This window comes from Streptomyces asoensis (assembly GCF_016860545.1).
Lineage (GTDB): Bacteria > Actinomycetota > Actinomycetes > Streptomycetales > Streptomycetaceae > Streptomyces > Streptomyces asoensis.
The window spans coordinates 1,385,129-1,408,676 of sequence record NZ_BNEB01000003.1 but is presented as its reverse complement, the minus strand read 5'-3'; the positions used below and the strand labels follow the sequence as shown (position 1 = coordinate 1,408,676).

General features: G+C 72.9%; 18 protein-coding genes and 1 pseudogene. 6 read left to right on the top strand and 13 right to left on the bottom strand.

The genetic code is table 11. The features are described 5' to 3' along the window. Nucleotides 1-3: 3 nt before the first annotated feature. Nucleotides 4-996, bottom strand: coding sequence for an alpha-ketoacid dehydrogenase subunit beta (locus Saso_RS19020; RefSeq protein ID WP_189923562.1), 993 nt, complete (start codon nt 994-996; stop codon nt 4-6). Between the two features lies 1 nt (nt 997). Further along, complete coding sequence (pdhA, locus tag Saso_RS19015; protein WP_189923563.1) at nt 998-2,221, bottom strand: pyruvate dehydrogenase (acetyl-transferring) E1 component subunit alpha; 1,224 nt, start codon at nt 2,219-2,221, stop codon at nt 998-1,000. Nucleotides 2,222-2,774: 553 nt separating this feature from the next. Here pdhA (Saso_RS19015) and Saso_RS19010 point away from each other — a divergent pair. Further along, nucleotides 2,775-4,154 carry an aminoglycoside phosphotransferase family protein gene (locus Saso_RS19010; protein WP_189923564.1) on the top strand — a complete coding sequence of 460 codons (1,380 nt, stop codon included), beginning with the start codon at nt 2,775-2,777 and terminating at the stop codon, nt 4,152-4,154. 85 nt (nt 4,155-4,239) lie between these two features. Here the strand turns inward: Saso_RS19010 and Saso_RS19005 are convergent, their stop codons facing one another. Beyond that, nucleotides 4,240-5,826 (bottom strand): protein kinase domain-containing protein, encoded by a 1,587-nt coding sequence (locus tag Saso_RS19005; RefSeq protein WP_189923961.1) that lies wholly within the window; start codon nt 5,824-5,826, stop codon nt 4,240-4,242. Between the two features lie 355 nt (nt 5,827-6,181). On the opposite strand from Saso_RS19005, the gene Saso_RS19000 reads away from it, so the two are divergent. Further along, nucleotides 6,182-7,813, top strand: coding sequence for a protein kinase domain-containing protein (locus tag Saso_RS19000; RefSeq protein ID WP_189923566.1), 1,632 nt, complete (start codon nt 6,182-6,184; stop codon nt 7,811-7,813). A 90-nt stretch (nt 7,814-7,903) separates the two neighbouring features. Here Saso_RS19000 and Saso_RS18995 read toward each other — a convergent pair whose 3' ends face one another. Next, nucleotides 7,904-8,452 carry a bacterial proteasome activator family protein gene (locus tag Saso_RS18995; protein ID WP_189923568.1) on the bottom strand — a complete coding sequence of 183 codons (549 nt, stop codon included), beginning with the start codon at nt 8,450-8,452 and terminating at the stop codon, nt 7,904-7,906. A gap of 715 nt (nt 8,453-9,167) precedes the next feature. Here Saso_RS18995 and Saso_RS18990 point away from each other — a divergent pair. Further along, a complete protein-coding gene (locus Saso_RS18990) occupies nt 9,168-9,578 on the top strand; it encodes a hypothetical protein (RefSeq protein ID WP_189924017.1) in 411 nt (136 codons plus the stop codon). 136 nt (nt 9,579-9,714) lie between these two features. On the opposite strand, the gene Saso_RS18985 is transcribed toward Saso_RS18990, so the two are convergent. Both Saso_RS18985 and Saso_RS18980 read right to left on the bottom strand, forming a co-directional pair. Then, a complete protein-coding gene (locus Saso_RS18985; RefSeq protein ID WP_189923570.1) occupies nt 9,715-10,707 on the bottom strand; it encodes an NAD(P)H-quinone oxidoreductase in 993 nt (330 codons plus the stop codon). A 17-nt stretch (nt 10,708-10,724) separates the two neighbouring features. Then, nucleotides 10,725-11,423 (bottom strand): annotated as a pseudogene (locus tag Saso_RS18980) (potassium channel family protein); the annotation flags it as partial. 177 nt (nt 11,424-11,600) lie between these two features. On the opposite strand from Saso_RS18980, the gene Saso_RS18975 reads away from it, so the two are divergent. Further along, nucleotides 11,601-12,719 (top strand): potassium channel family protein, encoded by a 1,119-nt coding sequence (locus Saso_RS18975; protein ID WP_189923572.1) that lies wholly within the window; start codon nt 11,601-11,603, stop codon nt 12,717-12,719. Nucleotides 12,720-12,790: 71 nt separating this feature from the next. Here the strand turns inward: Saso_RS18975 and Saso_RS18970 are convergent, their stop codons facing one another. From Saso_RS18970 to pdhA (Saso_RS18950), 5 genes are all read right to left on the bottom strand, one after another. Continuing rightward, the gene (locus tag Saso_RS18970; RefSeq protein ID WP_189923574.1) at nt 12,791-14,200 is read right to left on the bottom strand and encodes a molybdopterin molybdotransferase MoeA; all 1,410 of its coding nucleotides are present in this window, start codon (nt 14,198-14,200) and stop codon (nt 12,791-12,793) included. Continuing rightward, nucleotides 14,197-15,174 carry an NTP transferase domain-containing protein gene (locus tag Saso_RS18965; protein WP_229901346.1) on the bottom strand — a complete coding sequence of 326 codons (978 nt, stop codon included), beginning with the start codon at nt 15,172-15,174 and terminating at the stop codon, nt 14,197-14,199. Before Saso_RS18965 ends, Saso_RS18970 begins: the two co-directional genes overlap by 4 nt. Before the next feature lie 82 nt (nt 15,175-15,256). Continuing rightward, on the bottom strand, nt 15,257-16,669 hold the full coding sequence (locus Saso_RS18960) for a dihydrolipoamide acetyltransferase family protein (protein WP_189923576.1): 1,413 nt from the start codon (nt 16,667-16,669) through the stop codon (nt 15,257-15,259). Next, nucleotides 16,669-17,673 carry an alpha-ketoacid dehydrogenase subunit beta gene (locus Saso_RS18955; protein WP_189923578.1) on the bottom strand — a complete coding sequence of 335 codons (1,005 nt, stop codon included), beginning with the start codon at nt 17,671-17,673 and terminating at the stop codon, nt 16,669-16,671. Before Saso_RS18955 ends, Saso_RS18960 begins: the two co-directional genes overlap by 1 nt. Continuing rightward, nucleotides 17,673-18,806 (bottom strand): pyruvate dehydrogenase (acetyl-transferring) E1 component subunit alpha, encoded by a 1,134-nt coding sequence (gene pdhA, locus Saso_RS18950; RefSeq protein ID WP_189923580.1) that lies wholly within the window; start codon nt 18,804-18,806, stop codon nt 17,673-17,675. Before pdhA (Saso_RS18950) ends, Saso_RS18955 begins: the two co-directional genes overlap by 1 nt. A 175-nt stretch (nt 18,807-18,981) precedes the next feature. Between pdhA (Saso_RS18950) and Saso_RS18945 the strand changes: the two genes are divergently transcribed. Then, complete coding sequence (locus tag Saso_RS18945; RefSeq protein WP_229901347.1) at nt 18,982-19,557, top strand: Lrp/AsnC family transcriptional regulator; 576 nt, start codon at nt 18,982-18,984, stop codon at nt 19,555-19,557. Between the two features lie 3 nt (nt 19,558-19,560). Here the strand turns inward: Saso_RS18945 and Saso_RS18940 are convergent, their stop codons facing one another. Then, on the bottom strand, nt 19,561-20,151 hold the full coding sequence (locus Saso_RS18940; protein ID WP_189923582.1) for a TetR/AcrR family transcriptional regulator: 591 nt from the start codon (nt 20,149-20,151) through the stop codon (nt 19,561-19,563). Further along, the gene (locus Saso_RS18935) at nt 20,148-21,671 is read right to left on the bottom strand and encodes a 3-hydroxyacyl-CoA dehydrogenase (RefSeq protein ID WP_189923585.1); all 1,524 of its coding nucleotides are present in this window, start codon (nt 21,669-21,671) and stop codon (nt 20,148-20,150) included. Before Saso_RS18935 ends, Saso_RS18940 begins: the two co-directional genes overlap by 4 nt. 159 nt (nt 21,672-21,830) lie before the next feature. On the opposite strand from Saso_RS18935, the gene paaN reads away from it, so the two are divergent. Then, on the top strand, nt 21,831-23,540 hold the full coding sequence (gene paaN / locus Saso_RS18930) for a phenylacetic acid degradation protein PaaN (protein ID WP_189923587.1): 1,710 nt from the start codon (nt 21,831-21,833) through the stop codon (nt 23,538-23,540). Nucleotides 23,541-23,548: the final 8 nt, after the last annotated feature.

The following is a 23,548-nucleotide window of genomic DNA, read 5'->3' as shown; positions in this document are numbered from 1 at the left end:
TCCTCAGTACGCCAGGGCACGGTCGACGGCGTCGAGCACCCGGTCCAGGCCCGGCAGGTACTCCTCCTCCAGGCGGGCCGGCGGGTACGGGGCGTGATAGCCGCCGACCCTGAGCACCGGGGCCTCCAGGTGGTAGAAGCAGCGCTCGGTGATCCGGGCGGCGATCTCCGCGCCCGATCCGAAGAACACCGGCGCCTCGTGGACGACGACCAGGCGGCGGGTCTTCTCCACCGAGGCCTGGATCGAGTCGAAGTCCAGCGGGGACACCGACCGCAGGTCCAGGACCTCCAGGTTCTTGCCCTCCTCGGCCGCCGCGGCGGCGACCTCCTGGCAGAGCTTCACCATCGGGCCGTAGGCGACGAGCGTCAGGTCCGTGCCCTCGCGGACGACCTGGGCCTTGTGCAGGGGGCCGGGGATCGCCTCGGTGTCGACCTCGCCCTTGTCCCAGTAGCGCCGCTTCGGCTCGAAGAAGATCACCGGGTCGTCGCTCTGGATGGCCTGCTGCATCATCCAGTAGGCGTCGGACGCGTTGGACGGGGAGACGATCTTCAGGCCGGACACGTGCGCGAAGAGCGCCTCGGGCGACTCCGAGTGGTGCTCGACCGCGCCGATGCCGCCGCCGTAGGGGATGCGGACGACGACCGGCAGCTTGACCTTGCCGAGCGAGCGCGCGTGCATCTTCGCGAGCTGCGTGACGATCTGGTCGTAGGCGGGGAACACGAAGCCGTCGAACTGGATCTCCACCACCGGGCGGTAGCCGCGCAGGGCCAGTCCGATCGCGGTGCCGACGATGCCGGACTCGGCCAGCGGGGTGTCGATGACACGGCTCTCGCCGAAGTCCTTCTGGAGGCCGTCCGTCACCCGGAAGACGCCGCCGAGCTTGCCGACGTCCTCGCCCATGATCAGGACCTTGGGGTCCGTCTCCAGGGCGCGGCGCAGCGACTCGTTGATCGCCTTGGCCAGGGCCAGGTTCTTGGCCGTCACACTCTCCGCCATGTCATTTACCCCCGGGGCCCGCGGCGAGGCCGCTGTCGGATTCCGTCGCGAACGATGCCTGGTAGGCGGCGAACTGGGCCCGCTCCTCGTCGACGAGCGCGTGTCCGTCCGCGTAGACGTTCTCGAAGATGGCGAACCGGTCCGGGTCGGGCATGGCGCGGACCGCTTCGCGCACCCGCTTGCCCAACGCCTCGCTCTCGGCCTCGAGTTCCGCGAAGAATCCCTCGTCCGTGTGGTTCGAGGCCTCCAGGTAGCGGCGAAGGCGCAGGATCGGGTCCTTCGCCTCCCAGGACTCGCGCTCCTCGTCGGCCCGGTACTTCGTCGGGTCGTCCGAGGTGGTGTGGGCGCCCATGCGGTAGGTGTACGCCTCGACGAGGGTGGGTCCCTCGCCGTCGCGGGCCCGGTCCAGCGCCCAGCGGGTGACCGCGAGACAGGCGAGGACGTCGTTGCCGTCGACGCGGACGCCGGGGAAGCCGTAGCCCTGCGCGCGCTGGTAGAGCGGCACGCGGGTCTGCTTCTCGGTGGGCTCGGAGATCGCCCACTGGTTGTTCTGGCAGAAGAACACGACCGGCGCGTTGTAGACCGCGGAGAAGGTGAAGGACTCCGCGACGTCGCCCTGGCTGCTGGCGCCGTCGCCGAAGTACGCGATCACGGCGCTGTCCGCGCCGTCCTTGGCGACGCCCATGGCGTAGCCCGTGGCGTGCAGCGTCTGCGAGCCGATGACGATCGTGTAGAGGTGGAAGTTGTTCCCGTTGGGGTCCCAGCCGCCGTTGTTCACCCCCCGGAACATGCCGAGCAGGTTGGTCGGGTCGACCCCGCGGCACCAGGCGACGCCGTGCTCGCGGTAGGTCGGGAAGACGTAGTCGTCGTCGCGCAGCGCGCGGCCCGAGCCGATCTGGGCGGCCTCCTGGCCGAGCAGCGAGGCCCACAGGCCCAGCTCGCCCTGGCGCTGGAGGGCGGTGGCCTCGGCGTCGAAACGGCGGGTGAGCACCATGTCGCGGTAGAGGCCGCGGAGGTCCTCGGGGGTGACATCGGCGACGTACTTGGCGTACTCGGCGTTCTTCGCGTTCTTGACCCGCTTGCCCTCCGGCGTCAGCAGCTGCACGAGCTCGGGCTCGGCGGCCTTCCTGGCGGTGGTGCGGGTGGTGCGCTCGGTGCCGGTGGCGCCGGCCTTGCTTCCGGCGCTGCGTCGCGGCTTGCGCGCGGCAGTGCTCTCCACGGTCACGTGTGCTCCTCCGTCGGTCCGGCCCCCGGGGTTGCCGGGTACCAGTGCGGCTCACCTTTTCCGACACCCGTGCACGGGGTGGGTGTCACTCGGTCGGAACAGGTGTGACAGGTGCCCCGGCGAGCGCCCTGCGGTCATCACGTTACCCAGTGCGTCACATTTCTGTGAAACCCCTCTTGACCTGCGTTTTTGCTTGGATTTCCAAGTAAATCGGCAAAGTCGGGAGAGAGCCTGGTCACAGCCTTGCAGGAGGCCGGAGCAACGGCACGTTATCCCGGCCACCCAGTCCACGGGAAGACTCCGTTTGTGACACCGGGCGATCACCCTGGGCCGTCGGACCCGGCAGGACGCCGCTCGACGCGCCACCGCCGGCCGCCCGGAGGACGGGGTCACGGGCACGCGCCGCGGGTTGCGCTCCGGCCCCGGGAGTGATCTGAAACGATCATCCGTGACACCCATTGACAGCCGGTGACTGTGTGTGACAAACCCCAGCTCACAGCCCCGGCTCGTGCTTTAACATCGGGGCGTGCCGCACTCCGGTTTACCCCCCTCCATGCTCCACGCGCCCCCTCTGGGCGCCCTGCTCCGCCGGTACGCCGCCGGCACCCCGCTCGCCTGTGAGCCCGTCCAGGAGGGGCTGCTGAACCGCGGCTACCGGCTGCGGACCACCCGGGGCCGCTACTTCCTCAAGCACCACTTCGACCCGGAGACCGCCGACCCCGTCTCCATCGCCCGCCAGCACCGCGCCACCGAGCGGCTGGCCGACCTCGGCGTCCCGGTCGCCCCGCCGCTGCCCGGCCACGACGGACGCACGGTCGCCGTCGTCGGTGGGCACGCCTACGCCCTGCACCCCTGGATCGAGGGACGCCACCGGCACGGCACGCAGCTCACGCCGGGCCAGTGCGGCCGCCTCGGAGCGCTGCTGGGCGCGGTGCACACCGGCCTGGACCACGTGATGCGGGCCCAGGACGAGCGCCCGGCCCCCCGGCACGGCGCCCAGGTGCCCCCCGCGCGCGGACAGCACCCGCCCCGCGGGCGCGGCGACCACACGGAGCGCGCGGAGGACTTGGAGTGCGCGGACGAAGCAGGGTGCGCGGACGGCTCGGCTCTCACGGGGAGATCATGGTGCGCGGACGGCGCGGGGCGCTGGGACGGCGCTCCGTCGGGGCGGGAGAGGCAGCACCGCGTCCCGCCACCCCCCGGATACGGCGCCCGAGCCACCGCGGCCGTTCCCCCCGGGCACGCCCCGCCGACCGGGCCCACCGGTCACCACTCCCGGCCCGGGGCCGCCCTGCCCCCCGGGCGGCTCGCCGACGCCGGTCCGGCCGACCCCGCCGGGGCCCCCACTACCGCCGGGGACCCCGCCCCCGGCACCGACCCGGCCGACACCTTCGTCCTCATCGACGACCTGCTCGCGCGCGTGCGCCGCCGCCACCCGGCCGACTCCTTCGACGAACTCGCCCGCCACCGCCTCCTGGAGCGGCGCGCGCTGCTCGAACGGCACGCGGACCGCCGTCCCCCGCACAGCGGCCCGGTCGGCTGGGTGCACGGGGACTTCCACCCCTTCAACCTGCTGTACCGGGGCGACGCCCCCGCCGCGATCGTCGACTGGGACCGACTGGGCGTGCAGCCCCGGGCGGAGGAGACCGTGCGCGCCGCCGCGATCTTCTTCGTGCGTCCCGACGGGACCCTCGACCTGCCGAAGGCGAGGCGGTACGCACGCGCGTACCGGCGCGCGGCCGGCGCCACGCCCGGGGAACTGGCCGCGGCCGTGCACCGGGTCTGGTGGGAGCGCCTCAACGACTTCTGGATGCTGCGCTGGCACTACGAGCGCGGCGACACCCGCGCGGACTCCCAGTTCCCGGCCGCCTCGGCCCTCGTCGTGTGGTGGACGCGGGAGTACGACGCGGTGTGCGGCGCCTTCGCGGACTGAACCGGGCGCCGGACACACACGCGCGCGTGGACCCCGGTGAGGGGCCCACGCGCGCGTGAGGTGATGCGTGGTGTACGCCGGGCGGTCAGCCGATGCTGCCGAGCGTGGTTCCGCCCTGGTCCGCACCGGTCGTGGTGCCGCCCGTCTCGCCCGTTCCGCCGTCCGTCCCCGGGTCGCTGGTCTGCGGCTCGGACGGCTCGTCCGACGGGCTCGCCGACTGCTCGTCGCTCGGCTCGTTGCTGGGCGACGGGGAGAAGGAGTACGACGGCTTGGACGAGGGCGAGTACGACGGCGTCCAGTTCGAATCCGAGTTCGAACCGGAGTTGTCGTCCGAGCTGTCGTCCGTGGCGGTGTCGCTCGGCTCGTCGCTCGGTGTCTCACTGGCGGTGTCGTCCGACGCCGACTGCGAGGCGGACGACGACGGCGAGGGGTCGGCGCCGCCGCCGCCCTGCCCCTTGCCGTTCAGGGCGAGCGCGACGCCCGCGGCGATGGCGATCACCGCGAAGACGGCGAGGATCCACAGCTTGCCGCGGCCGCTGCCCTTGTTGCCGTGGCCCTCGAAACCGCCGTCGTCACCGCCGCCGTAACCGGTGGGCAGGATCGGCTGCGGGATCTGCGAGGTGCTGGCACCGTCACCGCCGTGCGGCAGCACGCTCGTGCTCGCGAAGGCCGCGGCGGCCGCGCCACGGCCGTCCTGCGCGCCGACCGGGCCGGTGTTCCAGGTGCCGGTGTGGCCGCCCTGGTCGTACAGCATCTGGAGCCCGTACTGGACGAGGCCGCGCATCTCCTCGGCCGTCTGGAACCGGTCGTCCGGGTCCTTGGCCAGGGACCGCATGACGAGACCGTCGAGCTCAGGCGGACACTCCCCGTCCGAGGTCTGCGACGGCGGCACCGGGATGTCCTGCACGTGCTGGTAGACCACCGAGAGCGGCGTCTCCCCGGTGAACGGGGGACGCAGCGCGAGGAGTTCGTACAGCAGGCAGCCCGTCGCGTACAGGTCGGAACGGTGGTCGACGGCCTTGCCGAGCGCCTGCTCCGGCGAGAGGTACTGCGGCGTTCCCATGACCATGCCGGTCTGGGTCATCGTCGTGGACGCGCCGTGCAGGGCGCGCGCGATGCCGAAGTCCATCACCTTGACGGCGCCGTTGTGCGTGATGATCACGTTCGCGGGCTTGATGTCGCGGTGCACGATGCCGTGCTGGTGCGAGTAGGCGAGCGCCTCCAGCACCCCCGAGGTGATGATCAGGGCCTGCTCGGGGCCCGGGGCCTCGGCGTTGAGGAGGAGGTCGCGGATGGTGCGTCCCTCGACGATCTCCATCACGATGTACGGCACGCTCTGGCCGCCCACGAAGTCCTCGCCGGAGTCGTACACGGCGACGATCGAGTGATGGTTGAGGCCGGCCACCGACTGCGCCTCACGCGTGAAGCGCGCCTTGGACACCGGGTCCTCGGCCAGGTCGGCGCGCAGCAGCTTGACCGCGACGGTCCGTCCGAGGCGTACGTCCTCGGCCGCGAACACCTCGGCCATGCCACCCCGGCCGAGTCTGCGGGTCAGCCGGTACCGGCCGTCCCCGACCAGCCCGCCGTTGCCCCAGTTCTCCGGCGCGTCTGACATCCCGCCGCCAGTCGCCTCGGGGTCGGACGGGCCCTGAGCGCGCTGCTGTGCCATCAGTCCTCGCCGTCGTTTCTGCCCGCGGTGCGCGCGGTGTTGTTACGGTCTCCGTCGGCCACGCTACAGCCTCCGCGCAAGCCTCCGGCCCGGGACGATCCCCGGAACACCGCCCGGGGCGGGCCCGGACGCCGGTCCGGGGCGGACCGGTCATCAAACCCGTACTCCATGCCGACGTGCAAATTCCGTGTACCGGCCGTACGGCACCTGTAACGCTTCCGCGACGCTTCTTTCTCGTAGGGTCACGGAACGGGCACCGAGCTTGACGTGTCGGTGCCCTGCGGCAGACTTGGCCCGAATAGCACTATCGATCAACGACAGTCATACGGCGCCTGAGGGCCTACGGGGGACGCAGAAGATGAGCCAGGACGGCGCACAGGGCCGGTACGCGGGACGGGCGCTGGCCTCGGGCCGCTATCAGCTGCGCGACTTGCTCGGCGAGGGCGGCATGGCCTCGGTGCACCTCGCCTACGACGCCGTGCTCGACCGTCAGGTCGCGGTGAAGACCCTCCACACCGAACTCGGCCGCGAGCAGGCCTTCCGCGAGCGCTTCCGCCGCGAGGCCCAGGCCGTGGCCAAGCTCACGCACACCAACATCGTCTCCGTCTTCGACACGGGCGAGGACGAGGTCGGCGGACTGACGACGCCGTACATCGTCATGGAGTACATCGAGGGCCGCCCGCTCGGCTCGGTGCTCGACGAGGACGTACGGCAGCAGGGCGCGATGCCCGCCGACAAGGCACTGAAGATCACCGCCGACGTGCTGGCCGCGCTGGAGATCAGCCACGAGATGGGGCTCGTCCACCGCGACATCAAGCCCGGCAACGTGATGATGACCAAGCGCGGCGTCGTCAAGGTCATGGACTTCGGCATCGCACGCGCCATGCAGTCCGGTGTCACCTCGATGACGCAGACCGGCATGGTCGTCGGCACCCCGCAGTACCTCTCGCCCGAACAGGCCCTGGGGCGTGCCGTGGACGCGCGCTCCGACCTGTACTCGGTCGGCATCATGCTCTTCCAACTGGTCACCGGGCGGCTGCCGTTCGAGGCGGATTCACCGCTTGCGATCGCGTACGCGCATGTGCAGGAGGAGCCGGTCGCCCCCTCCTCGGTCAACCGGGCGCTGCCGCCGGCCGTCGACGCGCTCATCGCCCGCGCGCTGAAGAAGAACCCGAACGAACGGTTCCCCACCGCCGTCGCCATGCGGGACGAGTGCCTGCGCGTCGCCGCGTCCTTCCAGCCGGCCCCGCCGAGCATCGTGCCGGGCGCGCAGACGTCGAGCGGCGCGGGCGTCGGTTCCGCGGTGTTCCCGCCGGTCGGCCAGGGCACCCCGCCGCCCCAGGGCGGCGTCCAGACCCCCTACCAGCCCGCCCCGACCCCGAACCCGTACGGCACCCCGACGCCGCAGCCCTCCTACGGCTATCCGCAGCAGGGCTACCAGACGCCCGCACCGGCCTACGGTCACCAGCAGGGCCCGCACACCCCGCCCGCGTACAACCTCTCCCCGCAGCAGTCCACCGCGGTGTCCCCGGGCGGCGGGGGCCGCAAGAACAGCAAGGCGGTGCTCGTCGGCGCGGCCGTCGTCGCCCTGGTCGTGGTCGGCGGCCTCATCGCCAGCCTGGCCGACGGCAGCGACGACGACGCCAAGGCCGGCACCACCACCAGCTCCTCGCCGGCGGCGACGAAGGCGGCGGACTACCGCGGCCCGGACACCTCCAAGACGATCGAGTCGACGGAGTGCTCCGAGCCGCAGGAGTCCTACAACGACCCCGACAAGATCCGGGTCCCCAACTTCAAGTTCAAGTACATCGCCTCGGTCAAGGAGTGCTTCCAGGCCGCCGGCTGGCAGTACAAGATCACCAAGGTGGACGAGAACACCTACGGTGACGGGGCGGTCATGGACCAGTTCCCCTCCGCCGGGACGGACGTGAACCCGGAGGACATGCCCGAGATCGAGATCAAGGTCTCCACGGGCAACCCCGCCTCGTGACCGTCTGACGTCAGGAACAGCGGGAAGGGCCCGGCGCTCGGCGCCGGGCCCTTCTGCTGTACGGCTGTGGAAACCGCCTTGTCGTCCTGGTCAGAGGTACGGTCCGCCCGAGCGTCCGCCCGCCCGCGGGTCGTCGCCGGCGCCCTCCAGACCGACTCCCGGCGGCAGCGCCCGGCGCATCTGCTCCAACTGGGCGCGCGCCGCCATCTGCTGGGCGAAGAGGGTGGTCTGGATGCCGTGGAAGAGGCCCTCCAGCCAGCCGACCAACTGGGCCTGCGCGATCCGCAGTTCCGCGTCGCTCGGCGTGGACTCCTCGTTGAACGGCAGGGAGAGCCGCTCCAGTTCCTCGACCAGCTCCGGCGCCAGGCCGTCCTCCAGCTCCTTCACCGAGCTCGAGTGGATCTCCTTCAGCCGGGCCCGGCTCGCCTCGTCCAGAGGAGCCGCGCGCACCTCCTCGAGCAGCTGCTTGATCATGCTGCCGATCCGCATGACCTTCGCCGGCTGCTCGACCTGCTCGGTCACCGGGATCTCACGGGAGTCGTCGTCAGCGTCGATGTCACCGAGCGCCATGCCGTCCTGTCCTACGACCAGGATCTTCTGGGCGTTCTCCGGCGACCTTTCGTTCCTCGGCATCTCCATGCCGCCATTCTCTCGCACACCCCCACCTCATCACCGTGGCACCCCCCGCGACAGCTGATCCACCGTTTCCGTTCGGCGTAGTCCGCGATGCGGTGAACCGTCCCCGATGTGAGGCTTGTCGCGTCTTTTCTTGGCGACTGGGCAGCGGGAGGGGGTCACGGACGTGACTCCATGGCAGCAGGGACGGCGCTCGATGCGGGCCGCCGTACGCACCGGAACCGGCGTGCTGGGCGGGCTCGCCCTGCTGGTCCTGCCGTGCGAGGTCACCCCTTCGCACGCGGCAGCCGCGACACAGGCGTCGGGCGCGGTGCAGGGGGCCGGCGCGACACAGGCGTCCGGCGCAGTCCAGGGGGCCGGCGCGACACAGAGGGCCGGCGCGCCGGGGGCGGTTGTCGCGATGCAGCAGGCCGACACGATGCAGGAGGCCGGCGCGCCGCGGACGGCTGACACGTCTTCCGTGGCCGGCGTGCCGCAGGGGGCCGGAACGTCGCGGGCGGCCGTCACACCGTCCGTGGACCTCCCGCCGCACGCGGGCATCGCGTCACGGGCGGCTGTCCCACCGGAGGCAGCCGGACCCTCACGCGTTCCTGACCCGCCGCGCGCGGCCGGCGCACCGTCCGGGGCCGTCGCTCAGCACACGGCCGTCGCGTCACGGGCCGCTGTCCCTCAGCACGCGGCCAGTGGAACGCACGCGGCCAGCGGTACGCACGCGGCCGTGCCGGCCTCCTCCGTCGGGCCGGCCGCTTCCTCCCCCGCGCCGGACCGGGCGGGAAGCCGGGCGGGCGAGGGGCGGCAGCGGCCCGGACGGGTGGGCGACCGGGCCGACGAGGACGCCTCGGGGGAGGGACAGGACACGGGGGACGAGGACAGCGCGGGCGAGGACGGCACCGGCGAGGACCCGGACGCGCCGGCCGGCGACGGCACCGACACCGCGGCGCCCGAATCGCCGGAGGCCGCCGCTCCCGTGCCCTCCACGGCGCCTCGGGACACCGTGCGGCAGGCGGCGGACCAGGGGAACCCGTCCGACGCCCCCGTGCTCCGGATACTGCCCCTCGGCAGCGGTCTCGTCCTCGTCGGTCTCGGTATCGCCCTCGCCCTCGCCGCCCTGCGGCTGCGCCGCGGCTGACCCGCGCCCGGCACCTCGGGCACTTCCGGCACTTCCGGCGCCGCCGAGTTCCCGGCCTGCGCTCGCACGGCCGTCCGCACCTCCACCTGCGCCGCCGCCCGCACCTGCGCCCGCACCTGCGCCTGCGCCTGCGCCGCTAGATCGTGCTCGCGGGAGCCACCAGCAGCACCTTGCCGATGTGGCCGCTGGCCTCGACGTGCCGGTGGGCTTCCGCGGCCTCGCTCATCGGGACCTCACGGTCGACGACCGGGCGCACCCGGCCGGCGGCCAGCAGCGGCCAGACGTGCTCCCGTACGGCCGCCACGATGGCCGCCTTCTCCTCCAGGGGCCGGGCCCGCAGCGAGGTCGCGCTGATCGCGGCGCGCTTGCCGAGGAGCGCGCCGATGTTCAGCTCGGCCTTGATCCCGCCCTGCATACCGATGATCGCGAGACGGCCGTTGACGGCGAGCGCCTGGACATTGCGGTCCAGGTACTTCGCGCCCATGTTGTCGAGGATGACGTCGGCGCCGGCACCGTCCGTGGCCTGCTTCAGCTCGGCCACGAAGTCCTGCTCGCGGTAGTTGATCAGGATGTCCGCGCCCAGCTCGGCGCACTGCTCCAGCTTCTCCTTGGTGCCCGCCGTGACGGCGACCCTGGCACCGACGGCCTTGGCCAGCTGGATCGCCATGGTGCCGATCCCGCTGGAGCCGCCGTGCACGAGCAGCGTCTCACCGGGACGGAGGTGGGCGATCATGAAGACGTTCGACCAGACGGTGCTGGTCACCTCCGGGAGCGCGGCGGCCTGCCGGAGCTCGACGCCCTCCGGCACGGGAAGCAGCTGCCCGGCCGGGACGGCGACCTTCTCGGCGTAGCCGCCGCCCGAGAGCAGCGCGCACACCTCGTCGCCGACGGCCCAGCCGGACACTCCGGGACCGACCGCGGCGATCCGGCCGGAGCACTCCAGACCGGGGTAGCGGGAAGCGCCGGGCGGCGGGTCGTAGAAGCCCTGCCGCTGGAGGATGTCGGCGCGGTTGACGGCGCCGGCCACCACCTCGACCAGGACCTCTCCCTCGCCGGGTACGGGATCGGGGACCTCGTCCCACACCAGCGCCTCGGGACCACCAGGTTCGGGAATCGTGATCGCATGCATGAGAAGGACGCTACTCCTCAGGCCGGCGGGAGCGGCGGGACGCCCGGCATGCCGGGTGCGCCGAGGGCGGCGCGCTCACTGCCCGGTCCGACCCGCACGATGGTGACCACCCGGTCCGTCGGTTCCAGCACGCCGATCGCCGGATCGTCGTAGTCGAGGACACGGTGTCCGCGGACGACGCTCACCACCAGGTCGTCCGTCTCGCGCGGCGTGCGGCCCGCCTCGGCCTTGGTGACGGGGCGTTCCACGAGGTCGAGACCGTCGCCCTGCTGGATGAGGTCCTCCATGACCCTGCCCGCGGCCGGACTGAGCACCGAAAGACCCAGCAGCCGTCCTGCCGCGCCCGCGCTGGTGATGACCTCGTCGGCTCCCGACTGCCGCAGCAGCGGGGCGTTCTCCTCCTCGCGGACCGCCGCCACGATCTTCGCCCCCGGGTTGAGCTGGCGGGCCGTGAGCGCCACCAGGACGGCCGTGTCGTCGCGCTGGGTCGCGATCACGATCCGCCCGGCCCGCTGCACCTCGGCGCGCCGCAGCACGTCGTTGCGGGTGGCGTCCCCGATCACGCCCTCGTAGCCCTCGGCCCGGGCCGCGTCGATCACCTTCGCACTGGGATCGATCACCACGACCTGCTCCTTGCGCAGACCCGCCGCGCAGGCCGTCCGGATCGCGGACCGGCCCTTCGTACCGAAGCCGACGACGACAGTGTGGTCGCGCAAGGGGACACCTCCGGGATCATGGACATCCGTGGGCTCATGAATATCCGTGGACTCGTGGACATACGTGGACGTGTGGACGCGCGTGGCCCGGATGTCCTCGTGTTGCTTCGCGACGGGCACCGACCCGCCGGGAACCATGGTGCCCACCGATCCGATCACCGTCACAGGGGGCACACGATGAAGGACGACGAACGACGACCGGCCCGCCCGGCCAGACTCTCCCTCTTCAGGTCCCTGTGGTACCGCTCGCGCAGCGAGGCCCGCGACGACGCCGAGGCGGGCCGGTCCATCACCATGCCCCTGCGCATCGGTGTGCCGCCGCTCCAGCAGGTGCTGCGCCGTCTCGCCATGGGCCTGCTGGTGCTGGCCCTCACCACCTTGATCGTCTACGCCGACCACGACGGCTACAGCGACAACTCGGACGGCTCCGTCGGCCTCCTCGACGCCGCCTACTACGCCACCGTCACGCTCTCCACCACCGGCTACGGCGACATCACCCCGGTCAGTGACACGGCCCGGCTCGTCAACATCCTCGTCATCACACCGCTGCGCGTGGTCTTCCTGATCATCCTGGTCGGCACCACCCTCGAGGTGCTCACCGAGCGCACCCGCCAGCAGGTCCGTGTCCACCGCTGGCGTGCCCGCACCAGCAACCACATCGTGGTCGTCGGGTACGGCACGAAGGGCCGCCACGCGGTGGAGACCCTGGTGGGGCAGGGCATCGCCAAGGAGCGGATCGTGGTCGTGGACGCGCAGCGCAAGTCCGCGCTCGCCGCGGGCGACGACGGCCTGGTGTCGGTGACCGGGGACGCCACCCGTTCGGAGACGCTCCTCAAGGCCGAGGTGCAGAACGCCTCCCGGGTGATCGTCGCCCCCCAACGCGACGACACGGCCGCCCTGGTCACCCTCACAGCCCGGCAGATGAACCGCCGGGCGACCATCGTCGCCGCCGCCCGGGAGGACGAGAACGTCCCCCTGCTCAAGCAGAGCGGCGCGGACACCGTGATCACCAGCTCCAGTTCCGCCGGCCGGCTGCTCGGTGTCTCGATGGTCAGCCCGACCGTGGCCAGGACCCTGGAGAACTTGATGACCCTCGGCCGGGGTCTGGACCTCATCGAGCGCCCGGTCACCGAGGAGGAGATCGGGGCGGCGCCGCGCAGCTGCGCGGATCTGGTCGTGGCCGTCGTCCGGGGCAAGGAACTGCTGGACTACACCGACCCCCGGCTCGCGTCCCTCCGGCAGGGCGACCGCGTGATCACGGTCAGCCGCACCGCGCGAATCACCGAGCAGGCATGACACCGTGTTTCACGTGAAACACGGGCGACCGGGTGCTGTTTCACGTGGAACATGGGTGAACCGGGACTGTTTCACGTGAAACAGGCGTCGATCCCGGCCGCTGCCCAGGGCAGATCGAGGAGTTCGGCCTGCTGACCGGCCCGCGTGCCGCCCGGCGGCACGACGGCGAGCGCGTCGGCCGCCGCGATGCCCCGCAGCATGGCCGGACCGTTGTAGTGCAGCGGCACGGCGTGGTCACCCCGTAGAACGACCGGGATGAGCCGGGTGTCGTACGGATGCCCGTGCGCCGCCTGCCGCAGCGGCAGGGCGTAGGACTCGGGGGCCGGACGGGCGGCGAGGGCGCGCAGCAGCGGCTCGGCCAGCGTGAGCAGACCGGAGACGGCGGCCAGGGGATTGCCGGGCAGGCCGACGAGATGCTGGTCGTCCCTGATGCGGGCCAGCAGCATGGGGTGGCCGGGGCGCACCTTGACGCCGTCGACGAGGAGTTCGGCGTCGATGCGGCGCAGGGTCGGGTGGACATGGTCGACGGGTCCCGAGGCGGTGCCCCCGGTGGTCACGATGAGATCGGCGGCGGAAGTGGTGACGGCCTTGTGCAGGGCCTTCGCGTCGTCGCCGAGTCGGCGTACGGCGGTGACCTCGGCGCCGAGCGCCCGCAGCCAGGGAGGCAGCATCGGGCCGAGCGCGTCCCGGATGAGGCCGTCGTGCGGGCGGCCCTCGGCGAGCAGTTCGTCGCCCAGGACGAGTACCTCGACCCGGGGCCGGGGGACCGTGGCCAGCGTGTCGTACCCGGCTGCGGCGGCGAGACCGAGGACGGCCGGGGTCACCATGGCCCCGGCGCGCAGCAGTTGATCGCCGCTGCGGCATTCCTGGCCCCGCGGGCGGATGTCCTGCCCGTGCTGCATCTCGCGGGTGGGGTGCAGCCGGCCGTTGTCGTCGGTGCGGCCGTGCTCGCTGCGCAGGACCGCGGTGGTGTCCGCGGGGATCCTCGCTCCGGTGGCGATCCGTACGGCCTCGCCGTCCGCCAGGGGCGCGGGCGCCGCGCTTCCGGCCAGCAGGCCTTCCTCCCGGACCCGCCAGGGACCGGGACCGGCGACCGCCCAGCCGTCCATCGCCGAGGTGTCGAAGGAGGGGAGGTCGGTGAGGGCGGTCAGCGGGGCGGCCAGGACGAGGCCGAGAGCGTCGCCGAGGGTCACGGAGAGGGGGGCGCGGCGGGCGGCGACGGACCGTGCGGCGCGGGCGGCGATCGTCCGGGCCTCGGGCCACGGTGTCGCCGCGTGGCGGTGCTCCGCGGTGCCGCCCGGGTGGCCGGTCTCCGGGGCAGAGGGGCCGGGCCGGGTGCCGCTGCCGTGGCCCTCGCCCTGCGCGCGGCCGCGGCCGCCGGTGGGGCGGCCGGTGCCGTTGCCGTCCTTCACGAGGGCGAGCGCCTCCTCGACGTCGAGGTCCTCGGCGTCGAGGCCCTGGCCGGTGCCGCGGGCGGTCATCCGGCGTCCGGTCCGGAGCCGCCGGGCCCGGCGCCGTTCTCCCGGCCGGTGTTCTGCTCGCCGGTCTTGTGCTCGCCGGTCCCCTGCTGCGCGGACGCCTGTCGACCCGCCGCCTGCTCGGCTTCCTCGCGCCGGGCCTCCTCGGCCCAGCGCGACGCCAGGGCGGCGGCCTTGCGGGCGGCCCCGGCCACCGCGTCCGGACCTCCCCCGGCCTGCGCGGCGGCGTAGCCCACCAGGAAGGTGGTCAGCGGGGCGGCGGGCCTCGCCACACCGTGGGCGGCGTCGCGGGCGAGATCGAGGAGGACGCCGGTGTCGACGTCGAGGTCGATGCCCAGCTCGTCCTTGACTGCGGAGATCCATTCATCCAACACGTGGCCATGCTCCCTGATCCGTGCCCTGGCGGCGGCGATGTCGTCCCAGGTGTCGCAGTCGAACGACGCGACGGGGTCCGGGACGCGGGTGAGGTCGAGTCCGGCGGTCAGCCGGCGCAGCGGCAGCCCTGTGAGGGCTCCCTGGTCCGCGGCGAGCGCCGCCAGTTCGCGGCGCAGCGCGGCCGAGCGGTACGCGGCGACGAGCGGCTGGTCACGGCCGTCGGCGTCGGTGAGCAGCACCCCTTCGGCACGGCCCGCGCGCAGGGTGCTCAGCAGCCGCCGTACGGTGTCCGCCGCGAGGAAGGGCAGGTCGGCGGAGAGGACGAGGACGTCGTCCGCCGCGGTCCGGCGCAGCCCGGCGTCGAGCGCGGCGACGGGGCCGCCGCCGGGCGGATCCTCGCGCGCCCAGCGCACGGGACGGGCGGTGGGCCGGGGTTCCGCGACGACGACCGTGGTCCGTGCGTCGGCACAGGCGCCGAGGACCCGGTCGAGGAGCGCGCGGCCGCCCACCCGCACCCCCGGCTTGTCGGCTCCGCCGAGGCGGCGGGCGCCGCCACCGGCGAGCACGACGGCGTCATGGGCGGGGGACTCGTCGGGGGTCACCCCCCGAGTATGCGGGCCGCCCCGGGCATGTGGGCCCGCCCGATCACCGCGATCGCGGGAAACCCCCGGGGCGCGCCCGTGATCACAGGGTGCGCAGCAGCACCGCCGGCTGTTCCACGCAGTCCGCCACGTAGCGCAGGAAGCCGCCCGCCGTACCGCCGTCGCACACCCGGTGGTCGAAGGTGAGCGCGAGCTGGACGACCTGGCGCACCGCGAGCTCGCCCTCGTGCACCCAGGGCTTGGGGATGATGCGGCCGACGCCGAGCATCGCCGCTTCCGGGTGGTTGACGATCGGCGTGGAGCCGTCGACCCCGAACACCCCGTAGTTGTTCAGGGTGAAGGTGCCGCCGGTCAGGTCGGCGGGGGTGAGGCGCCCCTCGCGGCCCGCCTCGGTGAGGCGGGCGAACTCCGCGGTGAGCGCCTCGGCGTCGCGGGCGTGCGCGTCGCGGACGACGGGTACGACGAGTCCCCGGTCGGTCTGCGCGGCGAAGCCGAGGTGGACCTGGTCGAGCTGGACGATCTCGCGGGCGGCGAGGTCGACGGTGGAGTTCAGTTCCGGGAAGCGGGCGAGTGCCGCGGTGCAGATCCGGGCGAGCAGCGCGAGGAGGGAGATCTTCGCTCCGCCGGCGGCGTTCATGGCGGCCCGGGCCCGCATCAGCTCCGTCGCGTCGGCGTCGACCCAGCAGGTCGCGTCGGGAATCTCGCGCCGGCTGCGGGAGAGCTTGTCGGCGACGGCTCCCCGGACGCCCTTGAGCGGGATCCGGCGGCCGCCGTCGAGAGCGGCGGACCCGTTCGGCCGCGGTACCTCCTGCGCCTCCGGGGCTGCCGGGGCCGCCTGTACGGCCTGGATGCTCTGTGCCGCCTGGTCGCTCGCCACCGCCGTCCGCAGCGCGTTCTCCACGTCCGCCCGCAGGATCAGTCCCTCCGGTCCGGAGCCCGTGAGCTCGCGCAGATCCAGGCCGTTCTCCCGGGCGAGCCTGCGCACCAGCGGTGAGATCACCGGGACAGGACCGTCCGGCAGCAGCACGGCCGGGGCCGCGGGGGCGGAGGTCGCCGAAGAGGCGGGGGCCGCTGGGGCAGGGGCCGGTGGGGTGAGGGCCGCCGGGGCCACGGCGTCGACGGTCACGGAAGCGGCCGGCTGCGGACGCGTCGCGCGGATGCGGCGCCTGCGCGCGGGGGCCTCCGACGTGCCGTACCCGACGAGGACGTTCCCCGAGCCCTCGGCGGCGGCCGGAGCGCCGGAGTCCGGTGCGCCGACCGCGACGGTGATCAGCGGGGCGCCGACGGGCAGTTCGGTGCCCTCCTCCCCGTAGCGGGCGGTGACCACACCGCCGTACGGGCACGGGACCTCGACCATCGCCTTGGCGGTCTCGACCTCGACGACCGGCTGGTCGACGGCGACGACGTCGCCGACCTCGACCAGCCAGCGGACGATCTCCGCCTCGGTCAGTCCCTCCCCGAGGTCGGGGAGCTTGAACTCCAGCACCTGTGCCATCAGTTCTCGGCCTCCCACTGCAACCGGGCCACCGCGTCCAGGATGCGGTCCACGCCGGGCAGGTGGTGGCGCTCCAGCATCGGCGGCGGATAGGGGATGTCGAACCCGGCGACGCGCAGCACCGGCGCCTCCAGGTGGTGGAAGCAGCGCTCCGTGACGCGGGCCGCGATCTCGCCGCCCGGGCCGCCGAAGGAGCCCGACTCGTGCACGACGACCGCGCGCCCGGTGCGCCGTACCGAGGCGCAGACCGTCTCGTCGTCGAAGGGCACCAGGGACCGCAGGTCGACGACCTCCAGGTCCCAGCCCTCGGCGCGCGCCGCCTCGGCCGCCTCCAGGCAGACCGGCACCGACGGGCCGTACGTGATCAGCGTGGCGCTGCGGCCGGGGCGCCGCACCGCGGCCCGGCCGATCGGCTCGACGCTCTGCGGCTCCTCCGGGTTCCAGGAGTCCTTGGACCAGTACAGCCGCTTGGGTTCGAGGACGACGACCGGGTCGTCGGAGGCGATGGCCGCGCGCAGCAGACCGTAGGCGTCGGCGACCGTGGCGGGCGTGACGACATGGAGGCCCGGGGTCGCCATGTAGTAGGCCTCGGAGGAGTCGCTGTGGTGTTCGACGCCGCCGATGCCGCCGCCGTAGGGCACGCGCACGGTGATCGGCAGGGGCATGCGTCCCCTGGTGCGGTTGCGCATCCGGGCGACATGGCTGATGAGCTGCTCGAACGCCGGGTAGGCGAAGGCGTCGAACTGCATCTCCACGACCGGCCGCAGTCCGTACATCGCCATGCCGACGGCCGTGCCGAGGATGCCGGCCTCGGCGAGCGGGGTGTCCGTGCAGCGGTCCTCGCCGAACTCCGCGGCGAGCCCGTCGGTGACCCGGAAGACACCGCCCAGGGTGCCCACGTCCTCGCCCAGGACGTGCACGGACGGGTCGGCGGCCATCGCGTCCCGCAGCGCGCGGGTGAGGGCCTGCGCCATGGTGGCGGGTTTGAGGGCGACGGTGGTCATCAGTGCGCGCCTTCCTGCTCGGCCTCGAGCTCGGCCCGCAACAGGTCGCGCTGTTCGCGCAGTTGGGGCGTGGGTTCGGCGTACACGTGGGAGAACAGGTCCATCGGGTCGAGCGTCGCGTCCTGGTTCATGCGGGCGCGCAGATCGGCGGCCATCGCCTCGGCGGCGTCCCGCGCGGCGCTTTTGGCGTCCTCGTCGAGCAGGCCGCGCTCGGTGAGCTCGCGCTCCAGCAGCTGGATCGGGTCGTGGTCGCGCCAGGTCTCGACCTCGGCGTCACCGCGGTAGCGGGTGGCGTCGTCGGCGTTGGTGTGGGCCTCGATGCGGTAGGTCACCGCCTCCACCAGGGTGGGGCCACCGCCCTCACGCGCGTGCCGTACGGCGTCGGCCAGGACCTCGTGCACGGCGGCCGCGTCGTTGCCGTCGACCAGCCGGCCCGGCATGCCGTACCCGACGGCCTTGTGGGCCAGCGAGGGGGCGGCGGTCTGCTTGGCGAGCGGCACGGAGATCGCGAAGCCGTTGTTCTGCACCAGGAAGACGACCGGGGCCTGCCAGACGGCCGCGAAGTTCAGCGCCTCGTGGAAGTCGCCCTCGCTGGTGCCGCCGTCGCCGACCATGGCGAGCGCGACCACGTCGTCGCCCTTCAGGCGGGCGGCGTGCGCGAGGCCCACGGCGTGCGGGAGCTGGGTGGCCAGCGGCGTGGACAGCGGCGCGACCCGGTGCTCGTAGGGGTCGTAGCCGGTGTGCCAGTCGCCGCGCAGCAGGGTGAGTGCCTGGACGGGGTCCACCCCGCGGGCGACGACGGCGAGGGTGTCGCGATAGCTCGGGAAGAGCCAGTCGCGCTCCTGGAGGGCGAGCGCGGCGGCGACCTCGCAGGCCTCCTGGCCGGTGCTGGAGGGGTAGACGGCGAGTCTGCCCTGCTTGGTGAGGGCGGTCGCCTGGACGTTGTATCGGCGACCGCGCACCAGCTGGGCGTAGAGCCTGCGCAGCAGCTCCGGGTCGGCCTGGGCGGCCGCCTCGGTGCCGAGGACGCGGTACGGCTCCGCGTCGGGCAGCAGCGGCGCGGGGTCGGTACGGGGCTGCCAGGCCGGCGGCGGGGTCGGCCGGTACGCGCCCCGCTGCTCCATGACCGTCATGACGGCACCTCCTCGTGGGAGCGGCTACGGGAGACGTGTCGGCTGTGACCCGCCTCACCTACCGATTGTTCGGTCGTCGGCACATTTTGGCTACAGGGCCCCTCAGGCTGTGGACAAACGGTTCTCCACAACCTGAGATGGGTGCAGTACGTCCATGGCAGGGAGGCAGGGGGACATGGCACCTGAACAAATGGCCGAAGGTCCGGAGAGCGGCGTCGCGCCGCCCGCGGGCAGCCCTCAGCCGACGACCGGTGCCCCGCTGCCGAGCGGTCCCCCGTCCCCGGGCAGCGTCCCGCCGCCACCGCCGCGCCCGCTCGACGCCATCGACCAGGACATCCTCCAGATGCTCCAGGCGGACGGCCGCGCCTCGATACGGTCGGTCGCCGAGCGGGTCCACGTCTCGCGCGCCAACGCCTACGCGCGGATCAACCGGCTCATCGACGACGGCGTCATACGCGGCTTCGGCGCCCGCGTCGACCATGAACGCGCCGGACAGGGCACGAGCGCGTACATCACGCTCCAGATCGTGCAGAACTCCTGGCGGACGGTGCGCGAGCAGCTCAGACAGCTGCCCGGCGCCTCCCACATCGCCCTCGTGGGGGGCGACTTCGACGTACTGCTGCTGGTGCACACGCCCGACAACAGGGCGCTGCGCGAGGTGGTGCTCACCCGCCTCCAGGCGATCCCCGAGGTGCTCAGCACGCGCACCCTGCTGGTCTTCGAGGAGGAGGACCTGGAACCGCAGGGCTGAGCCCTAGGGGGCGGTGCGCAGCCCCTCGAAGACCAGCCGCACCACCGCGTCGGCCACCTCGCTCTCGACCATCCCGCGGCCGCCCGGGCGGTACCACTCGACGATCGAGTTGATCATCCCGAAGACCAGCCGGGTGGCGAGCCGTACCTCCATGTCGCCGCGGACCTCGCCGTCGGCGGCGGCCGCCTTCAGCAGTTCGGCGACCCGGTGGTCGAAGTCGCGGCGCCGCTCCAGCGCCCACCGTTCGGTGTCGGTGTTGCCGCGCACGCGCAGCAGCAGCGTCACGTAGGGCAGCTCGCCGATGAGCACCTCGACCATGCGCCGCACGACGTACTCCAGCCGTGCGGCGGCGTGCCCCACGCGCGCGTGCTCCTCGTCGAGGATGGCGAAGAGGCCGTCCAGGGCGCGGCTGACCGCCCGCCGGAGCAGCTCCTCCTTGCCTGCCACATGGTGGTAGATCGACGACTTGGAGATGCCGGCGGCCTTGGACAGGTGCTCCATGGAGGTGCCGTCGTAGCCGCGCTCGTTGAAGACCTGGACCGCGACGGAGAGCAGCGTCTCCGGCGTGTAGGTGTCGCGCTTGGCGGTGGTCACGAGGCGCCCTCCCGCTTCTCGGTGGCGTAGGAGTGCCGGTAGAGCGCGAGGGACGGCGCGTAGCGGCCGGAGGGGTCGCGTTCGTGGAGGTCGTCCAGCAGGGCGCAGGCCCAGGTGCGGCCCAGCCTGCGGCTCCATTCGAACGGGCCGAGGGGGTAGTTGACGCCCAGGCGCATCGCGGTGTCGATGTCCTCCTCGGTGGCCACGCCCTTGGCCACGGCGTCGTGCGCGAGGTCGACGATCCGCGCGACCGTACGGGCGACGATCATGCCGGGGACGTCACCGATGACGCTGACGTCCTTGCCGAGCGCCTGGAACAGGCCGATGGCCTCGGACATCGTCTGCGTGGAGGTGTCCTGCGAGGCGGACAGCGCGATGCGGGTGGCCTTGCGGTAGTCGAGGGCGAGGTCGAAGTAGACGACGTCGCGGAACTCCACGGACGTCTGGCCGTCGGCGAGGGCGAGCTGGCCGTCGCCGGGCAGCACCAGACGGGTGCCGTGGTCCTCCTCCTCCTCGCGGACCTGGATGCCCGCCTCGCGGATCAGCGCGAGCAGTTCGGACGCGGGGCCCAGGTTGCCCTCGGCGACGACGTAGGCGGGCGGCGGGGCCTTCTCCGCGGTGTGCGGCTCGGCCCGCTCGGCGGTCCCGGTCCCCTCGGCGTAGTCGTACCAGCCGCGGCCCGTCTTGCGGCCGAGGCGGCCCGACTCGACCAGGCGGCGCTGGGCGAGCGAGGGCGTGAAGCGCACGTCCTGGAAGAAGGAGCGCCACACGGAGTGCGTGACCGACTCGTTGACGTCCTGGCCGATCAGGTCGGTCAGCTCGAAGGCGCCCATCTTGAAGCCGCCCGACTCGCGCAGGATCGCGTCGATGGTGGCCGGGTCGGCGCCCTGCGCCTCGTAGACGGCGAACGCCTCGGCGTAGAAGGGCCGCGCGATGCGGTTGACGATGAACCCGGGGGTGTCGGCGCAGGCGACCGGCGTCTTGCCCCAGGAGCGGGCCGTCTCGTACGCGCGCGTGGCCGAGGTGACGTCGGTGGCGTAACCGGAGACGACCTCGACGAGCGGCAGCAGCGGGGCGGGGTTGAAGAAGTGCAGGCCGACCAGGCGGCCGGGGTTGCGCAGGGCGCCCCCGACGGCGGTCACCGAGAGGGACGAGGTGTTGGTGGCGAGGAGGCAGTCGTCGCCGACGACCTCCTCCAGTTGCCGGAACAGGTCCTGCTTGGCCTCCAGGAGCTCCACGACGGCCTCGACGACCAGGGAGCAGTCCGCGAGGTCGGCGAGGTTCTCCGCGGGCAGCAGCCTGGCCCGTGCCTCGTCCCGGTCGGTGGCGGCCAGGCGGCCCTTCTCGACGAGCCGGTCCAGTCGGGCGCCGATCGCGGCGGCCGCCTCCCGTGCCCGGCCGGGCACGGCGTCGTGCAGCCGGACGGTCTGGCCAGCGACCAGCGCGACCTGGGCGATGCCCTGGCCCATGGTGCCGGTGCCGACGACGGCCACGGGGCTGCTGAGGTCGAGTGCTGTCATGTGCGCGATCCTCCCGCACGGGGATTTCCACAGATGCGGCAGGCCCCCTTGTCCCGACCGATCGTTCGGTTACTCTAGCCCTGACTGGCTGTTCCTGCCCAGGTTTACGCCAGGTCATGAGCTCGACGGAGAGTTCTCAAGACGAGGAGTTGGTCCCGCATGGCCGCCGCCGAACCGACCGCGCACGCTCTGATCGCCCAGCACCGGCCCACCCTCGACCAGGCCCTGGAAGCGATCCGCACCCGCGCGTACTGGTCCCCCCACCCGGAACACCCCAAGGCCTACGGCGAGAACGGCAGTCTCGACGCGGCCGCCGGCAAGGCCGCCTTCGACGCCGTCCTGAACACCCGCCTCGACCTCGGCCAGCCCGGCACCGACGACTGGGTGGGCGGCGAGGTCTCGCCGTACGGCATCGAACTGGGCGTGACCTACCCGCACGCGGACGTGGACACACTGCTGCCCGCCATGCGGGCCGGACAGCGCGCCTGGCGCGACGCGGGCCCGGAAGTGCGCGCGGTGGTCTGCCTGGAGATCCTCAAGCGGATCAGCGACCGGACGCACGAGTTCGCGCACGCGGTCATGCACACCTCCGGCCAGGCCTTCATGATGGCGTTCCAGGCCGGCGGCCCGCACGCCCAGGACCGCGGACTGGAGGCCATCGCGTACGCGTACGCCGAGCAGGTCCGCACGCCCGGCACCGCCGAGTGGAGCAAGCCCCAGGGCAAGCGCGACCCGCTCGCGATGACCAAGACGTTCACGGCGGTCCCGCGCGGGATCGCCCTGCTCATCGGCTGCAACACGTTCCCCACGTGGAACGGCTACCCGGGCCTGTTCGCCTCCCTGTCCACCGGTAACGCGGTCCTGGTCAAGCCCCACCCGCGCGCGGTGCTGCCGCTCGCCCTGACCGTGGGCGTGGCCCGTGAGGTGCTCGCCGCCGCGGGCTTCGACCCGAACCTGGTCGCCCTGGCCGCCGAACGGCCCGGCGAGGGCATCGCCAAGACCCTGGCCACCCGGCCCGAGATCCGGATCGTCGACTACACCGGCTCGACGTCCTTCGGCGACTGGCTGGAGGCCCACGCGCGCCAGGCGCAGGTCTACACCGAGAAGGCCGGCGTCAACACGGTGGTCGTCCACTCCACGGCGAACTACAAGGGCATGCTCGCCAACCTGGCGTTCTCGCTCTCCCTGTACAGCGGCCAGATGTGCACGACCCCGCAGAACCTGCTCGTCCCCCGCGACGGCATCCGCACCGACGAGGGCGCGAGGACCTTCGACGAGGTCGTCGCCGACCTCGCCCGCTCGGTCGACGGCCTCCTCGGTGACGACGCACGCGCGAACGCGTTGCTCGGCGCGATCGTCAACCCGGACGTGAAGGCCCGCCTGGAGGCCGCCGCGAGCCTGGGCGAGGTCGCCCTCGCCTCCCGTGAGGTGAGCAACCCCGAGTTCCCGGACGCGGTCGTGCGCACCCCGGTGATCGTCAAGCTGGACGGCGCGCGCAAGTACTGGGAGGGCACGGACGACGAGGCCGCCTACATGGGCGAGTGCTTCGGGCCGGTCTCCTTCGCCGTCGCCGTCGACTCGGCGGCCGACGCGGTCGACCTGCTGCGCCGCACGGTGCGCGAGAAGGGCGCGATGACGGTCGGCGCGTACACCACCGACGCGGAGTTCGAGCGGGCCGTCGAGGAGGTCTGCCTGGAGGAGGCCGCGCAGCTGTCGCTCAACCTCACCGGCGGGGTCTACGTCAACCAGACGGCCGCGTTCTCCGACTTCCACGGCTCCGGCGGCAACCCCGCGGCCAACGCGGCCCTCACCGACGGCGCGTTCGTCGCGAACCGCTTCCGGATGGTGGAGGTCCGCCGGGACGCCTAGCCGTCCCC